Below are 16,180 nucleotides of genomic sequence, written 5' to 3' on the forward strand. Positions count from 1 at the left end.
TGGTGCCGGGCCGAAACCCGGCACCGTTTGGTTTGCCCTATTCGGTAAAGGTGGCCTGTTCGGTCACCGGCGGGCTCAGGTTGAGCGATCCGTTGACCTCGGTGCCCAGGTCAAGCGTGTCTTTCCAGGCCCACAATTGCAGGCTCTGCACCACCGGAACGGCACAGACTTCCTGCATGATCTTGGCCTGCGCGCTGGCCCACATCTCGGCCTGCTTGGCCGGGTCGGTTGCAACACGGGCCGCCGCGATGTCGTCATCGGCCACCGCGCAATGCGAGAAATTGGCAACCGCCGTGGGCGTGTTCACCGTGGCGTCCGAGTGAAAGAACTGTGACAGGTACACATCCGCCACCGGGAACCGCGCGGCGGCATAATGCACGACCTGGCTCATGTCCTTGCGGATCTGTTCGTGGAACGTGGCGTGTTCCACCGTCTCGATCTCCATGTTGATGCCCGCATCGCGCAGCATCGACTGTGCCGCTTCCATGGTCGACAACATGCCGGGCAGGGTGGTGTGGATCGCCTTGATCGTCACGCCGTCGGGGAAACCGGCCTCGGCCAGCAATGCCTTGGCGGCGTCGATATCGTGATCATAGGTCGGCACCTGGTCGGTATAGCCCATGTTGCCCTCGGGCACCGGCGAAATCGCGGCCAGCGTCACATCGGGGCCCTTGAACTGTACCATCGCGTCGCGGTTGATCGCATGGGCAAAGGCCTTGCGCACGCGAATGTCATCCAGCGGCGGCATGGTCATGTTCAGGTGCAGAACCGACATCTCGCCGGGTTTCATCACCGACACCCTGGTGCCGGGCAGCTTGCTGATCCGCTCAGACCATGTCTGGTCCTGCTTGCCATAGATCATGTCGATCTCGCCCGACTGGAACGCCAGGTCGCGCGAGGCATCGGACGGGATATAGCGGTAAAAGATTTCCTTGATCCTGGGTTCGCCGCGGAAATACTCGGGATTGGCCACCAGTTTCACATATTGCTGCGGCTGGTAGTCCGCGAACATGAACGGCCCGGTGCCGATCGGGGTGCGCTGGTAATCCTCTCCCAACGCCTCGACCGCATCCTGACAGACGATATTGCCGCCATGATAGGGCACCAACATGCCCAACAGGCTGGGCACCGGGTTCTTGAGCGTGATCGTCACCTCGTAATCGCCGCTGGCCTCGACTCTGTCAAAGGCGGCGAAATCCTTGGCAAAGGACGATTGTTCGGGATTGGCCGACCGGTTCAGCGAATAGACCACATCCGCCGCGTCGATGCCGCCATAGTCGCCATGGCACTGCACATCCTGTCGCAGGGTGAACACCCAGGTCAGACCATCCTCGGACGCGGTCCAGCTTTCGGCAATGTCCGGTTCGATGAAATCCGGGCTGGATTCTCCGGGCTTGATCCGCACCAACCCGTTGAACATCCAGTGCAGCAACCCCTTGTCCGGCGTCGACGTGGCCACATGCGGGTCGAGCTTCCCGGCATCCGCGCTGCCCATGCCGACATTCAGCGTGGTGCCCGCGGCCATGGCACCGCTGGCCGAAACCATGCCGGCGCAGGCCAGTCCAATCAATCTGTTCATCTGTGTGTCCTTTCTGTTGGGTGTCGTTTCTTGGTTATTCTGCGTTGGGCGTCAGAGCGTATCCTCCAGGCGGCAATTCACCAGCATCTCGGCCATGGCGGCGGTGTTGGGCAGGGCAATCGCGGTGGCCGCCAGTTCCGCAAGGTCCAGCGGGTCGATCATTTCGGCGGCGCTGACCTTGGTGACATCCGCCGTCAGGTCGGTCGCGACAAAGCTGGGGCAGAGGGCGGTGGCGCGCACCCCGTCCTCCCAGCCGATCCGCCGGGTGCCATGGGTCAGCGCCAGCACCGCGTGCTTGGTCATGTTATAGGCGATATTCTCGTTGCGCACGCGTTTCCCGGACAGTGAGGCGACATTGACGATGCGCCCCGATCCCGCGGCCCTCAGATGCGGCAGGCACAGCCGGGTCAGAAACAGCGGCCCCTTGACATTGACCGTCCACAGCGCATCCAGATCGGCCTCGTCCCCGGCCTCGATGGAAAAGCTGTTGCTGGTGCCCGCATTGTTGACCAGCCCGTCCAGCCGTCCGAACCGCGCCAGCGTCCCGTCCAGCCAGGCCGGGTGGCTGGAATGGTCGGCGGCGTCGTAGGCGGCGCAATACAGCCTATCCCCGGCCTGGTCGCGCAACGCCTGTTGCAGGGCGGCACTGTCGCGGGAACCGGCGCTGACCGAATATCCCCGGGCGTGCAGGACCCGCGCAATCGCCAGCCCGATGCCCCGGCTGGCCCCGGATACCATCACCACGCGGTTGGTCGGGTCGATCATGTCAGGCTCCTGTTCATCCGTGCAAGCTTAGCGGGGCGGTGGCTGGATTGGACGCGAACCGCCCGATGCCAAAGGGTTCGATCGCAAGGCTCGGGGCACGGTCCAGCGCCAGGTCGGCAGCCAGCGGGCCGGTGACAGGTCCGATCCCGAACCCGTGCCCCGAAAAGCCCGCCGCGACCACGAGGTTGCACAGGCCGGGCAGGCGGTCGATCACCGGCAGCCCGTCCGGTGTCAGGTCAAGCGCCCCGGCCCAGATGCTGTCGATTTCGGCATCGGCAAAGGCGGGCAACACGGCGCTGACCGTGGCGATGGTATCCATCACCCGCTGTGCCACCGGGCGGATCGCGGGGCGGCCGTCGCGTTCGATCAGCGCGCCGCCCTCATGCTGTGCGCCGCTGGTCACGCGAAACTGTCCCGACGCTTCCTGGCGCGCGGCCATGTCCGCATTCGCCACCCCCAGCACCGGCGCCAGCACCGCATCGCAGGGGGCCGAGCGCAGCACCGTCACCACCGGGCGGCGCAGCGGGACGGTCCAGCCAAGCGGCGTCAGCAACGCGTTGACCTGGGTTCCGGTGGCCAGGATGACGGTGCCCGGCGACAGGCTGCGCCGGTTGGTGACGACACGGGTGATACGCCCGCCCTCGACAACCAGCTGCTGCACGGTTTCGCCCATCGAGGCCCGCGCGCCGTGCCGTTGCGCCATGGCGAGATAGGCCCCGACCGTCGCCACCGGGTCCGCCTGTCCGTCGCTGGCACACCAGGACGCCGCGCGCACCCGGTCCGACAGGCCGGGTACGATGGCGCGCAGATCCGACAGGTCGGCCAGGAACTCCAGCGCCAATCCCGCCTGCGCCTGATCGGCGACCAGCGTGCGAATGATCTCGACCTCGGCGGCACTGCGCGCGAGCCGCAGGTTGCCGGTTTGCCGATAGCCGGTGTCGGCCTCAAGCCGTTTGTCCAGATCGCGCCACAGGGCCACCGCCGCCCGCGCCAGCGGCAATTCCGCCGCATCGCGCCCGGATTGGCGCACCCCGGCCAGGGTCCAGCCCGAGGCCATGGCGGCGGGTCCGTAGCGGTCGATGATATCCACCGAGACCCCGGCCTCGGCAAGCGCAAGCGCGGCGGTCACGCCGGTGATCCCGGCCCCGATCACCAGAGCGTCGGGTGTGTTCATGCCGCCGCCCTCCGGCTGAACCGGGTGGGGGAAAACGCCGCCGGATCGACCACGGGCGTGTCGCCGGTGATCATCTGCGCCGCCAGCAGCCCGACGCCGGGGCCGATGCCAAACCCGTGACCGGACAGCCCGGTCACCACCGACAGCCCGTCATGTCCGGGGATCGGGCCGATCACCGGGATCTCGTCGGGCACCACGTCGATCATCCCGGCCCAGCTTTCGACCGGGGCCACCCCGGCAAGCTGTGGAAACAGCTCGCGGGCCCCGGCCATCACATCATTGAGCAGAGAGGCATCCGGGCGCGGGTCCAGAACCCGGACCCGTTCGAACGGGCTGATGTCGTCGGCGCCCCATTTCATCCGGCCCAGGGGGCCGAAAAACTGTCGCCCGGCGCGGATCTTCATGATCTGCCACCGGTCGCGCAGCATCGGCATGTACTGTGGCAGATAGCGGAACGCCGCCGGGATCAGCTGAAACTCGGCGGCACCGCTGCGCGCGATGGTATACCCGCCGTCCCGACGCGGGCGGATCGACACCCGCTGTGACCCGATGGCCCCGCTACAGGGCACCATCGCCGGGCCGGTGCGCAGGACCGAGGACTTGATCGCCAGCTGCGGAAAGGCGACGCCGATATTTTCGAGAAACCCGCGCGACCAGACACCGCCCGCCAGCACCACCTCGGCACAGGCGATGCGCCCGCGTTCGGTGATGACGCCGCCGATGCGGCCCGCGGCATGGTCGATCATCCGCACGGCACAGTTTTCAATCAGCCGCACGCCCTGTGCCTCGGCAAGGCGGGCCAGCGCCGGAACGGCAAGGGCGGGCTCGGCCACCGCATCCGACGCGGTGTGCAGTGCGCCCAGGAATTGCTGGTCGTTGCGGCCCAGTAAGCGGTCGGTCTCGTTCCCGGTCAACAGCCGCGAGTCGAGCCCGAAATGCCCGTTGGCTTCGAGCCAGTCCACATGCCGGTGCAGCTCGGCCTCGCTGCGGGCCAGGTAGGTCGCGCCGCATTTGCGATAACCGATATCCTCGGGCATCTCGGCGGCAAGCTGCTCCCACAGGCGGGCGCTTTCGATCATCAGGGGCAATTCGCGATGGTCGCGCCCCATCTTGCGGATCCATCCCCAGTTGCGCGAGGATTGTTCGCCGGCAATCCGACCCTTTTCGCAGAGCACCACCGACCGGCCCCGCCGCGCCAGGAACAGCGCGGTGGACACCCCCGCAACGCCGCCGCCGATCACGACCACGTCAGCCGCTTCCGGCAAGGGAGCATCGCTCCCGGTTCTGCTTGCCTGCATGGTCACACGTCTTGCCCCCGTCATGCCGCGTTTACATTGAGGAAACCATGGGCCTATAAGTCAAATAGCTGTTCGTTTGATCGCTATAACAAAACCTCATGGGGAACATGCTCAGCCAACGCGCATTGGAAGCATTCAGGGAAGTCATGCGCTGTGGCACGATCTCGGCCGCGGCCGAGGAAATGCGCGTCTCGCAACCCGCGATCAGCCGCCAGATCCGCGAACTCGAGGATCGTCTGGGGCTGAGCCTGTTCACGCGCCATGGCGGGCGGATCGCGGCAACCCCCGAGGCGCATGAATTCTGGATGGAGGTCGAGCGCAACCTTGTCGGGTTGAAACAGATCGAGCGCGCCGCCGAACAGATCAAGCGCGGCCAGCGGTCGACCATCACCGTTGCGGCGGCCCCGGTCTTTGCGCTGACCGCGCTGCCCGAGGCGGTGGCGCTGGTCAATCGCGACCAGCCGCGGGTGACGACAAGTTTCCTGTCGATGACCACCCTGCCGGTGGTGCGGCAGGTGGCGCTCGGGCAATGCCAGGTCGGGTTCAACATGCGCACCCATCACAAGTTCGAAACCGACCTGATCTGTGCCGGGGCCTTGCCCTATCGGTTCATCGCGCCGGCGGATCACCCGCTGGCGGCAAAACCCGAGATCACCCTCGCCGATCTTGCCCGGCAGGAGTTTGTCGGGTTCGAGGATTCAACCCAGACCGGGCGCAACCAGGACCGGCTGTTTGCCGGCATGGGAAATCCGCCGCTGGTGCGGTTTCGCAGCTACCTGTCGCATATCGTGTCGGTGATGGTGCTGCGCGGCCTGGGCGTGGCGCTGGTCGATCCCTTTACCGCCGAAACCCACGAGCGGATGGGCGGGGTGTCACGCCCGTTCCGGTCGGGTGAGCGGTTTGAATATTCGGTCATCAAGGCCGTCGGCGCCCGGCTGAGCAGTGAATGCATGCAGCTGGTCGAAACCTTTGAACACCTGGTTGACCGGCACCGGATCGACTGACGCGGATTGGTGCAACCGGCTATGCCGCGCCGCGCAAGGGGGGCAGGGCGACATCGGCAAGGGTGGATTGATCGAGCGCGGCGAGAAAGGCGCGCTCGGCGACGCGCAACCGCCCTTTGAGCCCGCAATGCCCGTCGATCGTACACCGGCCACCGGTTTCGAAACACTCGACCAGCGCCTTGCCGTCCTCCAGCAGGCGCACGATATCGCCCAGCCGGATCACCGCGGGATCACACACCAGCACCGCGCCGCCCCCGCCGCCGCGCCGGGTTTCGACGATGCCGGCCCTGGCGAGTTTCTGCATGATCTTGGTCAGGTGATGGCGGGACAATCCGAATTCGGCGGCCAGGTCCGAGGTTGAAAACACCTGTCCGGGCGCGCTCGCCAGACGCATCAACATGCGCAGGCCGTAATCGGTGAACGAGGTCAGTCGCATGTGATGCCACCCTGTATCGGTATTTACAGTACCGATTAACAGGCGTAAACCCGTAAGGAAAGGCCAATCGGGTCGGGCGGCTCGGGAATGTCGGTCGGAGGGATTATGGGCAAGCCATCAGACAATCCGCGCGGGCAGGGGGGCTATGCGTCGTCGCCCTGCATGGCGGCGCAGGTCGCGCCGGACTATTTCGACCCGCTCGCGGTGGACCCGGCGCAGGCGCGGGATGTGGCGCGCTGGCGGCAATCCGAACGCCGCCGCCTGCGTGAAATGCGCAAACAGATCGCGGCCGGGCAACGCGGTGAAATCGCCCGCGCCCTGATGGCGGGGCTGGCCGCGCTGCTCGAGCAATGGGACCATCCCCGCTGTGTGTCCTTCTATTGGCCGATCAAGGACGAGCCCGATCTCAGGCCGCTGATGCACGCGCTTGGGGATCGCGGTTACGACATTGCCCTGCCGCTGGTCGAGACCCGCGCCGCGCCGTTGGTGTTTCGCCGCTGGACCCCGCAGACACGCATGGTGCGGGGGCATTGGAACATCCCGGTGCCGCCCCCTGACGCGCCCGAGCTGCGGCCCGACGTGGTGCTTGCGCCGCTGGTCGGCTGGGCGGACGGGGGGTATCGGCTGGGCTATGGGGGCGGGTATTTCGACCGCACCCTCGCCGCGAGCGACCCGCGGCCCCGGTCCATCGGTGTCGGGTTGCAATCGGCGCGGCTGGCGACGATCTATCCGCAACCGCATGACATCGCGCTGGACCTGATCCTGACCGAAGCCGGCGTGCAGGCGGGGCAGGGGGATTGGAAGGGATCACGACAGGCTGGCGTGACCCCTTGCGCGCCACCGCCCGCACCCTAGGTTACATTCGACAACACCGGGGCGCAGCGCATCCCGCGCCAGACGCCCGGTTCCAACGGAGCAGACCCATGAGCGAGATTTCCGTTTCCGCCGACGGTTTCGTGGTTGATGCGGGCTTTCTGGGCTCGGTCTTTGGCGTCGCTCCGGACACTATCCGGGCGGAGATGCGCGATGGCACCATCACCAGCCGCTGTGAAACCGGGGTCGACGAGGATGCCGGAACCTCGCGGCTGACCTTTTACCGCGCCGGGCGGGCGCTGCGGCTGGTGGTGGACGACAAGGGCAGCATCCTGAAACGCAGCAGCTTTCCGGTGTCGGCCAGACCCCGGCACCAGGCCGGCAGACCCTAGGCCGGGCCCGTTTCCGCCGCGCCGCGCCGGCGCGCGTCCTCGCGGCGGAAGAACAGGTAATACAATACCGGCGCGGCAATCAGCGTCAGCACCGAGGCGAAGGCCAGCCCGCCCATGATGGTGATTGCCATCGACTGAAAGAACGCGTCCGAAATCAGCGGCAACATCCCCAGGATCGTGGTAGAGGCCGCCAGAAAGACCGGGCGCAGACGCGAGGTCGAGGCTTCGACAATCGCATCGCTCAGCGCCATCTCGGGCCGGGCTTCGCGGGTCAGGTCGATCTCTTCGACCAGCACGATGCCGTTCTTGATCAGCATCCCCGACAGCGACAACAGCCCCAGCAAGGCGGTAAAGGTAAAGGGCAGGCCGGTGCCCAGCAGTCCGAGGCTGACCCCGTTGACCGCCATCGGCACCAGCAGCCAGATGATCAGCGGCTGGCGCAGCGCATTGAACAGCAGCACCGAGATCAGCACCATGATGATCAGGCTCAGCGGCAATTGCTTGCCCAGTGATTGCTGCGCATCGGTCGAGCTTTCGAGCTCCCCGCCCCATTCCATCTTGTAGCCCTGGGGGATCGGCATGGACTCGATGGTGTCGCGCACCTCGGCCAGCACCTCGGACGCGGTCATGTCGCGCGGAATATCGGCCCCGACGGTGATCACATCGGCGCGGTCGCGGCGCAGGATCAGCGTGTCCTCGGGTTCGAATACCAGGCCGTCGATGACCTGCTGCATCGGGATGGTGCCGTTGCGGCTCTCGGAATAGAGCAGGTGGTCGGTGAGGGCGAGATCGGCGTCCTGCTGGGCGCGGATGACAATCGGGATCTGGCGGTCCGCCTCGCGGAAGGTGCCGGCGGTCAGCCCCTCGGTCGCGAATTGCAGCGTTTCGGTGATGTCCGAGCGGGAAATGCCCGCATCCTGGGCGCGGTCCTCGGCATAGATCGGGCGCAGCACGAGTTCCTTTTCGCGCCAGTCCTGTCGCGGCGCCACCACGTTGTCAGAGGCCGACCTGAGCCGTGCGATCGCCTGGTCCGCAAGGTCGCGCAGAACTTCGGGATCGGGGCCCGAGAAGCGCACCTCGATCGGCGCGCCGCCGCCGGGGCCAAAGGCCAGGCGTTGCACCCGAAATTCGCCCTGCGGCACCGCGGTCTGCGCATAGGCTTCGAGCGCGTTCATCTCGTCCTCGATGACATCGAGCGAGCTGACCCGCACGATCAGGTGGCCATAGCTGGGGTTCGGATCCTCGCTGTCATAGGTTAGCATGAAACGCGACGCGCCCGAGCCGGCAAAGGCGGTGACGTTCCGAACCTCGTCGCGCCCGGCCAGCCAGTCTTCCAGCACGGCGAGATCGGCCGAGGTCTGCTGGATCGCGGCCCCCTGGGGCAGCTTGTAGTGGACAAAATAGAGCGGCGTGTTGCTGTCGGGAAAGAACTGTTGCCGGATCTGCCCGAACATGCCGTAGCACAGCACCGTGGTCACGACGAGCGCGCCAACCACCAGCCAGCGCAGGCGCAGGCAGGCGCGCAGAAAGGCGGAATAGCTGCGGAACAGCGCGCCGTCATAGCCCATCGCCGCGCCGTTCTCGCCCCGTTTGAAAAAGTAATGTCCCAGGAGCGGCGTTGCCGTGATCGCCAGAACCCAGGACAGCAGCAGCGAGATCGCGATCACCGCAAACAGCGAGAACAGGAATTCGCCGGTGGCATCCGGGCTGAGACCGATGCCCGCAAAGGCCATGATCCCGATCACCGTTGCCCCGAGCAGGGGAATCTGGGTCTTGCGGGCCGCCTCGGATGACGCATCGCGCGACGACTGGCCGCCCAGCATGGCAAACTGCATCCCCTCGGCCACCACGATGGCGTTATCGACCAGCATCCCCATCGCGATGATCAGCGCCCCGAGCGAGATACGCTCCATTTCGATGGATGCCAGCGCCATGAAAAACAGCGTGCCCACAACCGTCAGCAACAGGGTGGCCCCCACCACGATGGCCGCGCGCCAGCCCATGAAAATCGCCAGCACCACCACCACGATGGCCACCGACATGGCCAGGTTGACCAGAAAGTCGTTGGAGGCCTGTTCAACCACCTGGTGCTGTTGATAGATCGGTTGTACCGAAACCCCGACCGGGATCAGGTCGCGCAATTCCCCGAGCTTGCGGTCGACGCGTTTGCCCACCTCGACGATGTTCTCGGAGGCGACCCCGGCAACACCCAGGGTAAACGCTTCGTTGCCATTGTGGCGCACGATCAGGTTCGGCGAGGATTCCCGGCCGCGATAGACATGGGTGAAGTCGGTCAGGTTGACGATCTGGCCGCCCACGCCAATCGACAGGGCGGCAATTTCCGACACGCTGTCCGAGCCTTTGGGCCGCTGGATCAGGGTGCGGCCCTCTTGCGACTGGATGACCCCGCCATCGACGATCTCGTCGGCGCTGGCAATCGCGCCCTCGATGGCGGTGGGCGGAATGCCGAGCGTGGCGGCCAGGGCGAAATCGGGTTCGACATAGATCACCTCGTTGGGCAGCCCCGAAACCGCCACGTCCGACACCCCGTCCACCGCCAGCAATTGCAGCCGCAGGAACTCGGCCAGTTCGTTGATCTCGGCATCGCTATACCCCGGCGCGGTGACCGCGAAATACATGCCGAAGACGTCGCCAAAGCTGTCATTGACAAAGGGCACCGATGTTCCGCTGGGCAGCTGCGCCTCGCTCACCCGGTTGCGCAGCTTGGTCCAGATCTCGGGCAGTTCCGAGCCGTCATACTGGTTCTGCATGTTGACGGTGATCCAGGACAGGCCGGGCTGGTTCATCGTCTGGATATCGTCGACCTCGCCCATTTTCTGAATCTCGGATTCGATGGGTTCCGAGACTTCGCGCGCCACCTCATGCGCCGAGGCGCCGGGATATTGCGTCACCACCACGGCGGTCTTGATGGTAAAGGCCGGGTCTTCGAGCCGCCCCAGCGACAGGAACCCCCAAATGCCGCCCAGCAGACAGACCAGGATGATGATCCAGGTATAGATCGGGCGGTCGATCGACGAACGGGCGATATCCATGACGCGATCAGTTCCCAAAGCCGGCGAACCGGCGCACGGTCGCGCCGTCTTGCAGGCTGCCCGCGCCGATGGCGACGATCTCCTGGCCCGGTTCCACACCGGACAACAGCGCGACCGTGCCGCTATCGGTGGCGGCGATTTCAACGGGCGTGCGGGTCACGGTGCCTTGGTCCGCGCCGGTGGGGGTGAACACCATGACGCTGGTGGTTGAATCATTGCCGATGACAACCGCCGACATCGGTATCTCGATCCGCGGCTCGCCAAGGTGAAGAACCGCCGTGACCTTGGCCGACGACCCCGGCAGGATCGGCACATCATCGGGCGGGGCCATGCCCAGGGTGATCTTGTAGGTCTGGCCGATCTGTTCGGTTTCGGCGTTGAACTCGCGCACCTGCAACGGGAACGATCCCTGCACCGCGGGGAATTCCGCGTGGATATCGACCTTCTCCGCCTTGCCGGCGCGCTGGAACAGGGTTTCGGGCACGTCGATTTCGATGCGCAGGTCGGACATGTCATGCAGCCGCACCACCGGTGTCCCGGCCGAGATGGTCGAGAAATTCGGCACCAGCCGCGTGGCGACAACCGAATCAAAGGGCGCGTGCAGCGTCGCCTGAGACAGGGCGCGTTCGGCATTGCGCAACGCCAGATCGGCGAGCTCGACAGCGGTTTCCTCGTCCTGCACGGCGGTTTCGGTGACCGCGCTGCCCAGCAGTTTCTGATATCGTTCAAGGGTGCGGTGCGCCTGGACGCTGCGCGCTTCGGCCTCGTCGCGGGCGAGGGTGAAGGGCACCTGGTCAAGCTTGGCCACCACCGACCCGGCGGTGATCGCGGCACCCTCTTCGACCGGGAATTCAAGGATTTGTCCGCCGACCTGAAAGGCAAGGTCCACCGTCTCGCGGGCGACGACACGGCCAAAGAACACCCGTCTTGTTCCTGTGTCGCCGGTCGGAACCGTGGCCAGTTTCACGATGGGGGCCGGTGTCGGGTTGGGGGTTTGCGCCGAGCCCGCGACAGGAGCCGTCAGGATCGCCACGCCCACGATCAGCCCCCGGAGAATATCGGTCATCGTCAAAGACTCCGCTTCCTGTTTCGACAGATGGCACGGCCGGCGTTACCGCCAACATGCAGGTGGGGTGAATCCAACGCCGGAACAGGAATGTCCAGCGAAAGTTCACAAAGCGACCGTACGTCACATGGTTTCGTCGCGCACAGGGGGTGTGTATTGCTGCACAGGTCCGCGATGATATGAAACATCAGAAATGTGGTGCAAGTATATGACAATTAACATGCATCCAGATCAGACCGCGAGGTGGGGACATGACCGCAGACTGGACTGACCGCTTTGCCGGCACCCGTGCCCTGCCGCGCGGCGTGCGCGACCGGCTGCTGGGGGCCGCGCGCGTGCTGCGGTATGACAAGGGGCGGCAGGTCTTTGGGCCGGACAACGTTCCCGATAGCCTGCTGTTCTTGCAGGAGGGTCGCATCCGGGTGTCGCAATCGTCCGAAAGCGGTCGCGAGATTGTCCTTTACCGTGTCGAAGCGGGCGAAAGCTGTGTGCTGACCACCGCCTGTATGTTGGCCGAAGAGGCCTATAATGCCAATGGTCACGCGGAAACCGATGTCACCGCCGTGGTGCTGCCCAGGCCAGCCTTTGACCGGCTTGCCGCCGAGGAAGACGCGTTTCGCAATTTTGTCTTTGCGGCCTATTCGCGCCGGCTGATCGATCTGCTGCGCGTCGTCGATGACGTGGCTTTTGGCCGGATGGATGTGCGGCTGGCGCAGCGGGTGCTGGAACTGGCGGGAGATGAGCGCGAAATATCCACGACTCACCAGCAACTGGCGGACGAGCTGGGCACCGCGCGAGAAGTCGTGTCGCGGCTGCTCCAGGACTTTCAGAAACGCGAATTGATTGCCCGGTCACGCGGGCGCATCGTCGTGCTGGACCGTGCCGCCCTGAGCGCCATCGCCCACAGCGGCTGAGCGCAAGGCCGGGTTGGGTGACAATGTCACTGAAACCGCCGGGCGATGCGGCTAGAGTGACGATCATGACACGGGCACCGGAGGCCACGGGTTGATCGACACGGCACCGCGCGGGGCCGGACCGGTCGGCCCATGCCCCGGTCTGAAACACTGCGGAGGTTGGGCGATGGAAACGACATTCACACCGGTGGCATCCCTTGGCGGCGGGCTGGCGATCGGGCTGGGCGCGGTGCTGCTGATGCTGGGGCTGGGCCGGGTTCTCGGGGCAACCGGCATCCTGTCGGGGCTGGTCTTTGCCGAGAGCCGCGACGAGGCGCTCTGGCGCGGGGCGATGATCCTGGGCATGGTGCTGGCACCGGTGCTGATCCTTGCGGTGACCGGCGACATGCCCGCCATCGAGGTGCCGGTCAGCCCGGTGATGATCGGGGTTGGCGGGGTGCTGGTGGGGCTCGGGGCCAGCCTGGGGTCGGGCTGTACGTCGGGGCACGGGGTCTGTGGCCTGGCGCGCCTGTCGATCCGGTCGCTGGTGGCGGTGCCGACCTTCATGGCCACGGCGGCGATCACGGTTTTCCTGCTGCGGCATGTCATGGGAGGTTGACGGATGACGCTTGTCTATGCCATGTTCACCGGTCTTGTCTTTGGCGTCGGCATCGCGGTTTCCGGCATGATGAACCCGGCCAAGGTGCTGAATTTCTTTGATATCGCCGGGCAATGGGACCCAAGCCTGGCCCTGGTGATGGCGGGCGCGCTGCTTGTCACCCTTGTTGGCTATCGTTTGGTCTGGCGGCGGGCGACGCCGCTCTTGACAGCCCGGTTCCTGATGCCCGGCAACCGAGCGATCGACGCCCGGCTGATCGGCGGTTCGGCGATCTTTGGCATCGGCTGGGGCATCGCGGGGTTTTGTCCGGGCGCGGCGCTGCCGGCCTTGGGCACGGGCCGCTGGGAGGTGGCGCTGTTTGTGCTGGCGGTGATCGGCGGCTTTGGACTGCGCCGCATCCTGACCCGACCTGATCGCGCCAGCACCGCCTCGGGATAGGCATTCCGCTTGAGCTCGCGATAAATCGTCGATGGCGCGCGGCCATTAGTCGTTCCCGTAATCCGAATTATGTTGAATATGCGCCAATGCCCTGATCAGGATTGTTCGCACAGGCTCAGCACGTAACCGGGCAATTGCGCGACATCGAACCTATAGGTCACTCCTTCAATCGACACGAGGTACCGGCATTTTTGCCCGGCCTGGTCTAGCGCGCCGAGGATCTCGCTCGGGATGTGATGGGACACCGGAGCGGCGCGCGCCTTCAGCCAGGCCTCATACATCGCCCAGGCGGCAAAGCTCGTGTCGCGATCCCCGGGTATCGGTGCGGTCCGGGATGTAAGTTGCCGCAGGATATTTGCCATGTCCCGCTTGGGGTGGCGTCGCTCGATATCTATGCCGACACGGCCGTCGACCGAGAGTGCGGCCGCCACCGCGGGGCCGCTGTGGCTGATGCTGACGAAGAGCGGGAAATGGCAATCCGGGTGATACGCGCTCAGGCCACGATCACGCGAGATCGACCATGCGCGCCCGGCCAGGCCGGTTTGCTTGTGCAGCAACTGCCGCAGCAGCGCCCGTGCCAACAGGCTTTGCTTGCGCCGCTGCGCCCGGCCAAATGACGCCGCATAGGCATGGTCCGCCGGTGTCGAAAGATCAGCGATGCGGCGCGATGCATCCGGGGAATTCAAATCTCCGATTAAAATGGCAGCCACTGCAATTGCGTCTCCGGTTCCCTGCGGGCATAAACCCCGGCAAGAAGAATACATCAAGAGATCAGCAGATGAATAAATTTGTCCAATTCGTTGCATTGTCGGGCGCGGCCATATTTCTGGCCGCCTGCGAAATGCGGGTTCAGCCGGTTTACAATGTGTCCGAACACCCGGTCACTTCGGTTTCACACCAATTGTCGACCGCCCAGGTGCGCCGCGTGATCCTGAATGCCGGTGCCCAGCGTGGCTGGGTCATGGAGCAGGCCGGGCCCAACACCATCCGGGCCACCTTGCGGTTGCGCGATCATGTGGCGGTTGCCCGGATCGTCTATACCTCGACCGCCTTCAGCATCGAATATGTGAACAGTTCCAATCTGTTGTATTCGAACGGCAATATTCACCGAAACTATAACAGCTGGATTACCAATCTCGAAAATGACATTGCGCTCGGATTGAACAAGGCGTCGCAATAGCACCGTGCCTAGGTTTGCCCTTCAGGCATGGTCGGCTTGGTCTCCGGGGCTGACAACCCGGCAGGACTGGCATGCCTGGGCCAGGGCCGCGCGTGACATGTCAGCCGAGGGTACACCGCCGGTTGCCGATATTCCGATGCTGATGCGTCGCCGGCTGAGCCGGCTGGGGCGAATGGCGTTGCGCAGTGCGATTGATGCCAATGGTGACGGGATGCCGCATCTGGTGTTCACTTCGCGCCATGGCGAATGTGGCCAGACGTTGATCCAGCTGCAACGCCTGGCCGAGGCGACACCGCTTTCGCCGGCGCGGTTCGGCATGTCGGTGCATAACGCGCTGGCCGGCATGTTTTCGATGCTTACCGGGAACACCGCCCCGCATACGGCCATTGCCGCCGGGGCGCAGAGTTTCGAGCACGGTTTGCTCGAGTCGGTTCTGTTGGTTGCCGAGGACGCGGCGCGGCAGGTTTTGCTGGTTCACTACGACGAACCGATCCCGGAGTTCTACGAAATGCCGGACCCCGGCCAGCCGGCCATGGCGCTGGCGTTGCTGATCGGGTCGCAAGCGGGCGACCCCATGGTGCTTGGCCACGGGCCGGACGCGCCCGCGCAGGGCGACAGTGCGCTGGCCTTTGTGCGCTTTCTGACCGGTGCGCAAACACGCTGGTCGGGCATGATCGGGCAACAAGGCTGGAAATGCGAGTCCGATGCCGGCTAGGTTGTTTTATCTCTGGCGATTGCTCGGGACCGGCTTTGCGTTCCTGGTGTTCGGTGTGGGAGGCTTGGCGCTGACCCTGATCGTGTTCCCGCTGATCATGCTGACGCTGAGGGACGCGGCGCGGCGCGAGGCGGCAGTGGACAAGGTGATTCACTTGCTCTTCAGGCATTACATCGGGATGCTGCGTGCCATCGGGGTCATCGGCGTCACGATCACGGATGGCGAACGGTTGGCCTCTTGCCGGGGCAAGCTCATTGTTGCCAATCATCCCTCGCTTCTTGATGTCGTGCTGATCCTGTCGGTGGTGCCGCGTGCTAAATGTCTCGTCAAGGCCGCGCTCTGGCAGAACTTCTTTCTTGGCGGCGTGGTGCGCAGCGCCGGCTATATCCGCAATGATGCCGAGCCGGACGAGATCGTCGCCGCCTGTCGCGATCGACTGGAGGCCGGGAGCAATATCGTGCTGTTCCCGGAGGGCACGCGCACGGTGCCCGGGCAACCGATCCGCTTTCGCCGGGGGGCGGCCAATATCTCGCTGCTGGCGCAGGCCGACATCCAGATGGTCATGCTGACGGTGACGCCGCCGACCCTGACCAAGGGCGAGCCTTGGCATAACATCCCTGCGGTTCAGCCGCAGTTCGGAATTACCGTGGGGTCGAGTCTGGACATAACTGCGGACCTGCTGCAAAAGCCCCGTAGCATTGTAGCCCGAGAACTGACCCGGACGATGGAGCGGTATTTCACCGGAAAGTAATGAG

The 16,180-nt window shown here is 65.1% G+C and carries 17 protein-coding genes; 9 read left to right on the forward strand and 8 right to left on the reverse strand.

Annotated elements, in window-relative coordinates; translation table 11 throughout:
• Positions 1-37: 37 nt before the first annotated feature.
• From ACP15R_RS13345 to ACP15R_RS13360, 4 genes are read right to left on the reverse strand one after another with little or no spacing between them, the layout of a single operon-like run.
• Positions 38-1,579 carry an ABC transporter substrate-binding protein gene (locus ACP15R_RS13345; protein ID WP_424986915.1) on the reverse strand — a complete coding sequence of 514 codons (1,542 nt, stop codon included), beginning with the start codon at positions 1,577-1,579 and terminating at the stop codon, positions 38-40.
• 51 nt (positions 1,580-1,630) lie between these two features.
• Complete coding sequence (locus ACP15R_RS13350) at positions 1,631-2,344, reverse strand: SDR family NAD(P)-dependent oxidoreductase (RefSeq protein WP_424986916.1); 714 nt, start codon at positions 2,342-2,344, stop codon at positions 1,631-1,633.
• Positions 2,345-2,357: 13 nt separating this feature from the next.
• Positions 2,358-3,518 carry an NAD(P)/FAD-dependent oxidoreductase gene (locus tag ACP15R_RS13355; RefSeq protein ID WP_424986917.1) on the reverse strand — a complete coding sequence of 387 codons (1,161 nt, stop codon included), beginning with the start codon at positions 3,516-3,518 and terminating at the stop codon, positions 2,358-2,360.
• Positions 3,515-4,816 (reverse strand): NAD(P)/FAD-dependent oxidoreductase, encoded by a 1,302-nt coding sequence (locus ACP15R_RS13360; RefSeq protein WP_424986918.1) that lies wholly within the window; start codon positions 4,814-4,816, stop codon positions 3,515-3,517. Before ACP15R_RS13360 ends, ACP15R_RS13355 begins: the two co-directional genes overlap by 4 nt.
• Positions 4,817-4,914: 98 nt before the next feature.
• Here ACP15R_RS13360 and ACP15R_RS13365 point away from each other — a divergent pair, with 98 nt between their 5' ends.
• The gene (locus tag ACP15R_RS13365; protein ID WP_424986919.1) at positions 4,915-5,820 is read left to right on the forward strand and encodes a LysR family transcriptional regulator; all 906 of its coding nucleotides are present in this window, start codon (positions 4,915-4,917) and stop codon (positions 5,818-5,820) included.
• A gap of 19 nt (positions 5,821-5,839) precedes the next feature.
• Here the strand turns inward: ACP15R_RS13365 and ACP15R_RS13370 are convergent, their stop codons facing one another.
• Entirely contained in the window at positions 5,840-6,256 is a 417-nt protein-coding gene (locus ACP15R_RS13370) for an RrF2 family transcriptional regulator (RefSeq protein ID WP_424986920.1), read from the reverse strand.
• Positions 6,257-6,361: 105 nt separating this feature from the next.
• On the opposite strand from ACP15R_RS13370, the gene ACP15R_RS13375 reads away from it, so the two are divergent.
• Entirely contained in the window at positions 6,362-7,111 is a 750-nt protein-coding gene (locus ACP15R_RS13375) for a 5-formyltetrahydrofolate cyclo-ligase (RefSeq protein ID WP_424986921.1), read from the forward strand.
• 68 nt (positions 7,112-7,179) lie between these two features.
• Entirely contained in the window at positions 7,180-7,461 is a 282-nt protein-coding gene (locus ACP15R_RS13380; protein WP_424986922.1) for a DUF6522 family protein, read from the forward strand.
• On the opposite strand, the gene ACP15R_RS13385 is transcribed toward ACP15R_RS13380, so the two are convergent.
• Positions 7,458-10,514, reverse strand: coding sequence for an efflux RND transporter permease subunit (locus tag ACP15R_RS13385; RefSeq protein ID WP_424986923.1), 3,057 nt, complete (start codon positions 10,512-10,514; stop codon positions 7,458-7,460). The genes ACP15R_RS13380 and ACP15R_RS13385 overlap by 4 nt on opposite strands.
• A 7-nt stretch (positions 10,515-10,521) precedes the next feature.
• Positions 10,522-11,580 carry an efflux RND transporter periplasmic adaptor subunit gene (locus tag ACP15R_RS13390; protein WP_424986924.1) on the reverse strand — a complete coding sequence of 353 codons (1,059 nt, stop codon included), beginning with the start codon at positions 11,578-11,580 and terminating at the stop codon, positions 10,522-10,524.
• A gap of 251 nt (positions 11,581-11,831) precedes the next feature.
• Here ACP15R_RS13390 and ACP15R_RS13395 point away from each other — a divergent pair, with 251 nt between their 5' ends.
• From ACP15R_RS13395 to ACP15R_RS13405, 3 genes are all read left to right on the forward strand, one after another.
• Positions 11,832-12,494: a Crp/Fnr family transcriptional regulator gene (locus ACP15R_RS13395; protein ID WP_424986925.1), complete on the forward strand. Its 663-nt coding sequence runs from the start codon at positions 11,832-11,834 to the stop codon at positions 12,492-12,494.
• 166 nt (positions 12,495-12,660) lie between these two features.
• A complete protein-coding gene (locus ACP15R_RS13400) occupies positions 12,661-13,092 on the forward strand; it encodes a YeeE/YedE family protein (RefSeq protein ID WP_424986926.1) in 432 nt (143 codons plus the stop codon).
• A gap of 3 nt (positions 13,093-13,095) precedes the next feature.
• Positions 13,096-13,530, forward strand: coding sequence for a DUF6691 family protein (locus tag ACP15R_RS13405; RefSeq protein ID WP_424986927.1), 435 nt, complete (start codon positions 13,096-13,098; stop codon positions 13,528-13,530).
• 95 nt (positions 13,531-13,625) lie between these two features.
• On the opposite strand, the gene ACP15R_RS13410 is transcribed toward ACP15R_RS13405, so the two are convergent.
• On the reverse strand, positions 13,626-14,240 hold the full coding sequence (locus ACP15R_RS13410) for a 4'-phosphopantetheinyl transferase family protein (RefSeq protein ID WP_424986928.1): 615 nt from the start codon (positions 14,238-14,240) through the stop codon (positions 13,626-13,628).
• A gap of 68 nt (positions 14,241-14,308) precedes the next feature.
• Between ACP15R_RS13410 and ACP15R_RS13415 the strand changes: the two genes are divergently transcribed.
• From ACP15R_RS13415 to ACP15R_RS13425, 3 genes are read left to right on the forward strand one after another with little or no spacing between them, the layout of a single operon-like run.
• On the forward strand, positions 14,309-14,710 hold the full coding sequence (locus tag ACP15R_RS13415) for a hypothetical protein (protein WP_424986929.1): 402 nt from the start codon (positions 14,309-14,311) through the stop codon (positions 14,708-14,710).
• A 4-nt stretch (positions 14,711-14,714) separates the two neighbouring features.
• Positions 14,715-15,425 (forward strand): beta-ketoacyl synthase chain length factor, encoded by a 711-nt coding sequence (locus ACP15R_RS13420; RefSeq protein ID WP_424986930.1) that lies wholly within the window; start codon positions 14,715-14,717, stop codon positions 15,423-15,425.
• Positions 15,415-16,176, forward strand: coding sequence for a lysophospholipid acyltransferase family protein (locus ACP15R_RS13425; RefSeq protein WP_424986931.1), 762 nt, complete (start codon positions 15,415-15,417; stop codon positions 16,174-16,176). Before ACP15R_RS13420 ends, ACP15R_RS13425 begins: the two co-directional genes overlap by 11 nt.
• The last annotated feature ends 4 nt before the right edge of the window (positions 16,177-16,180 follow it).

The sequence above is a fragment of the Microbulbifer sp. S227A genome (genome assembly GCF_049800935.1).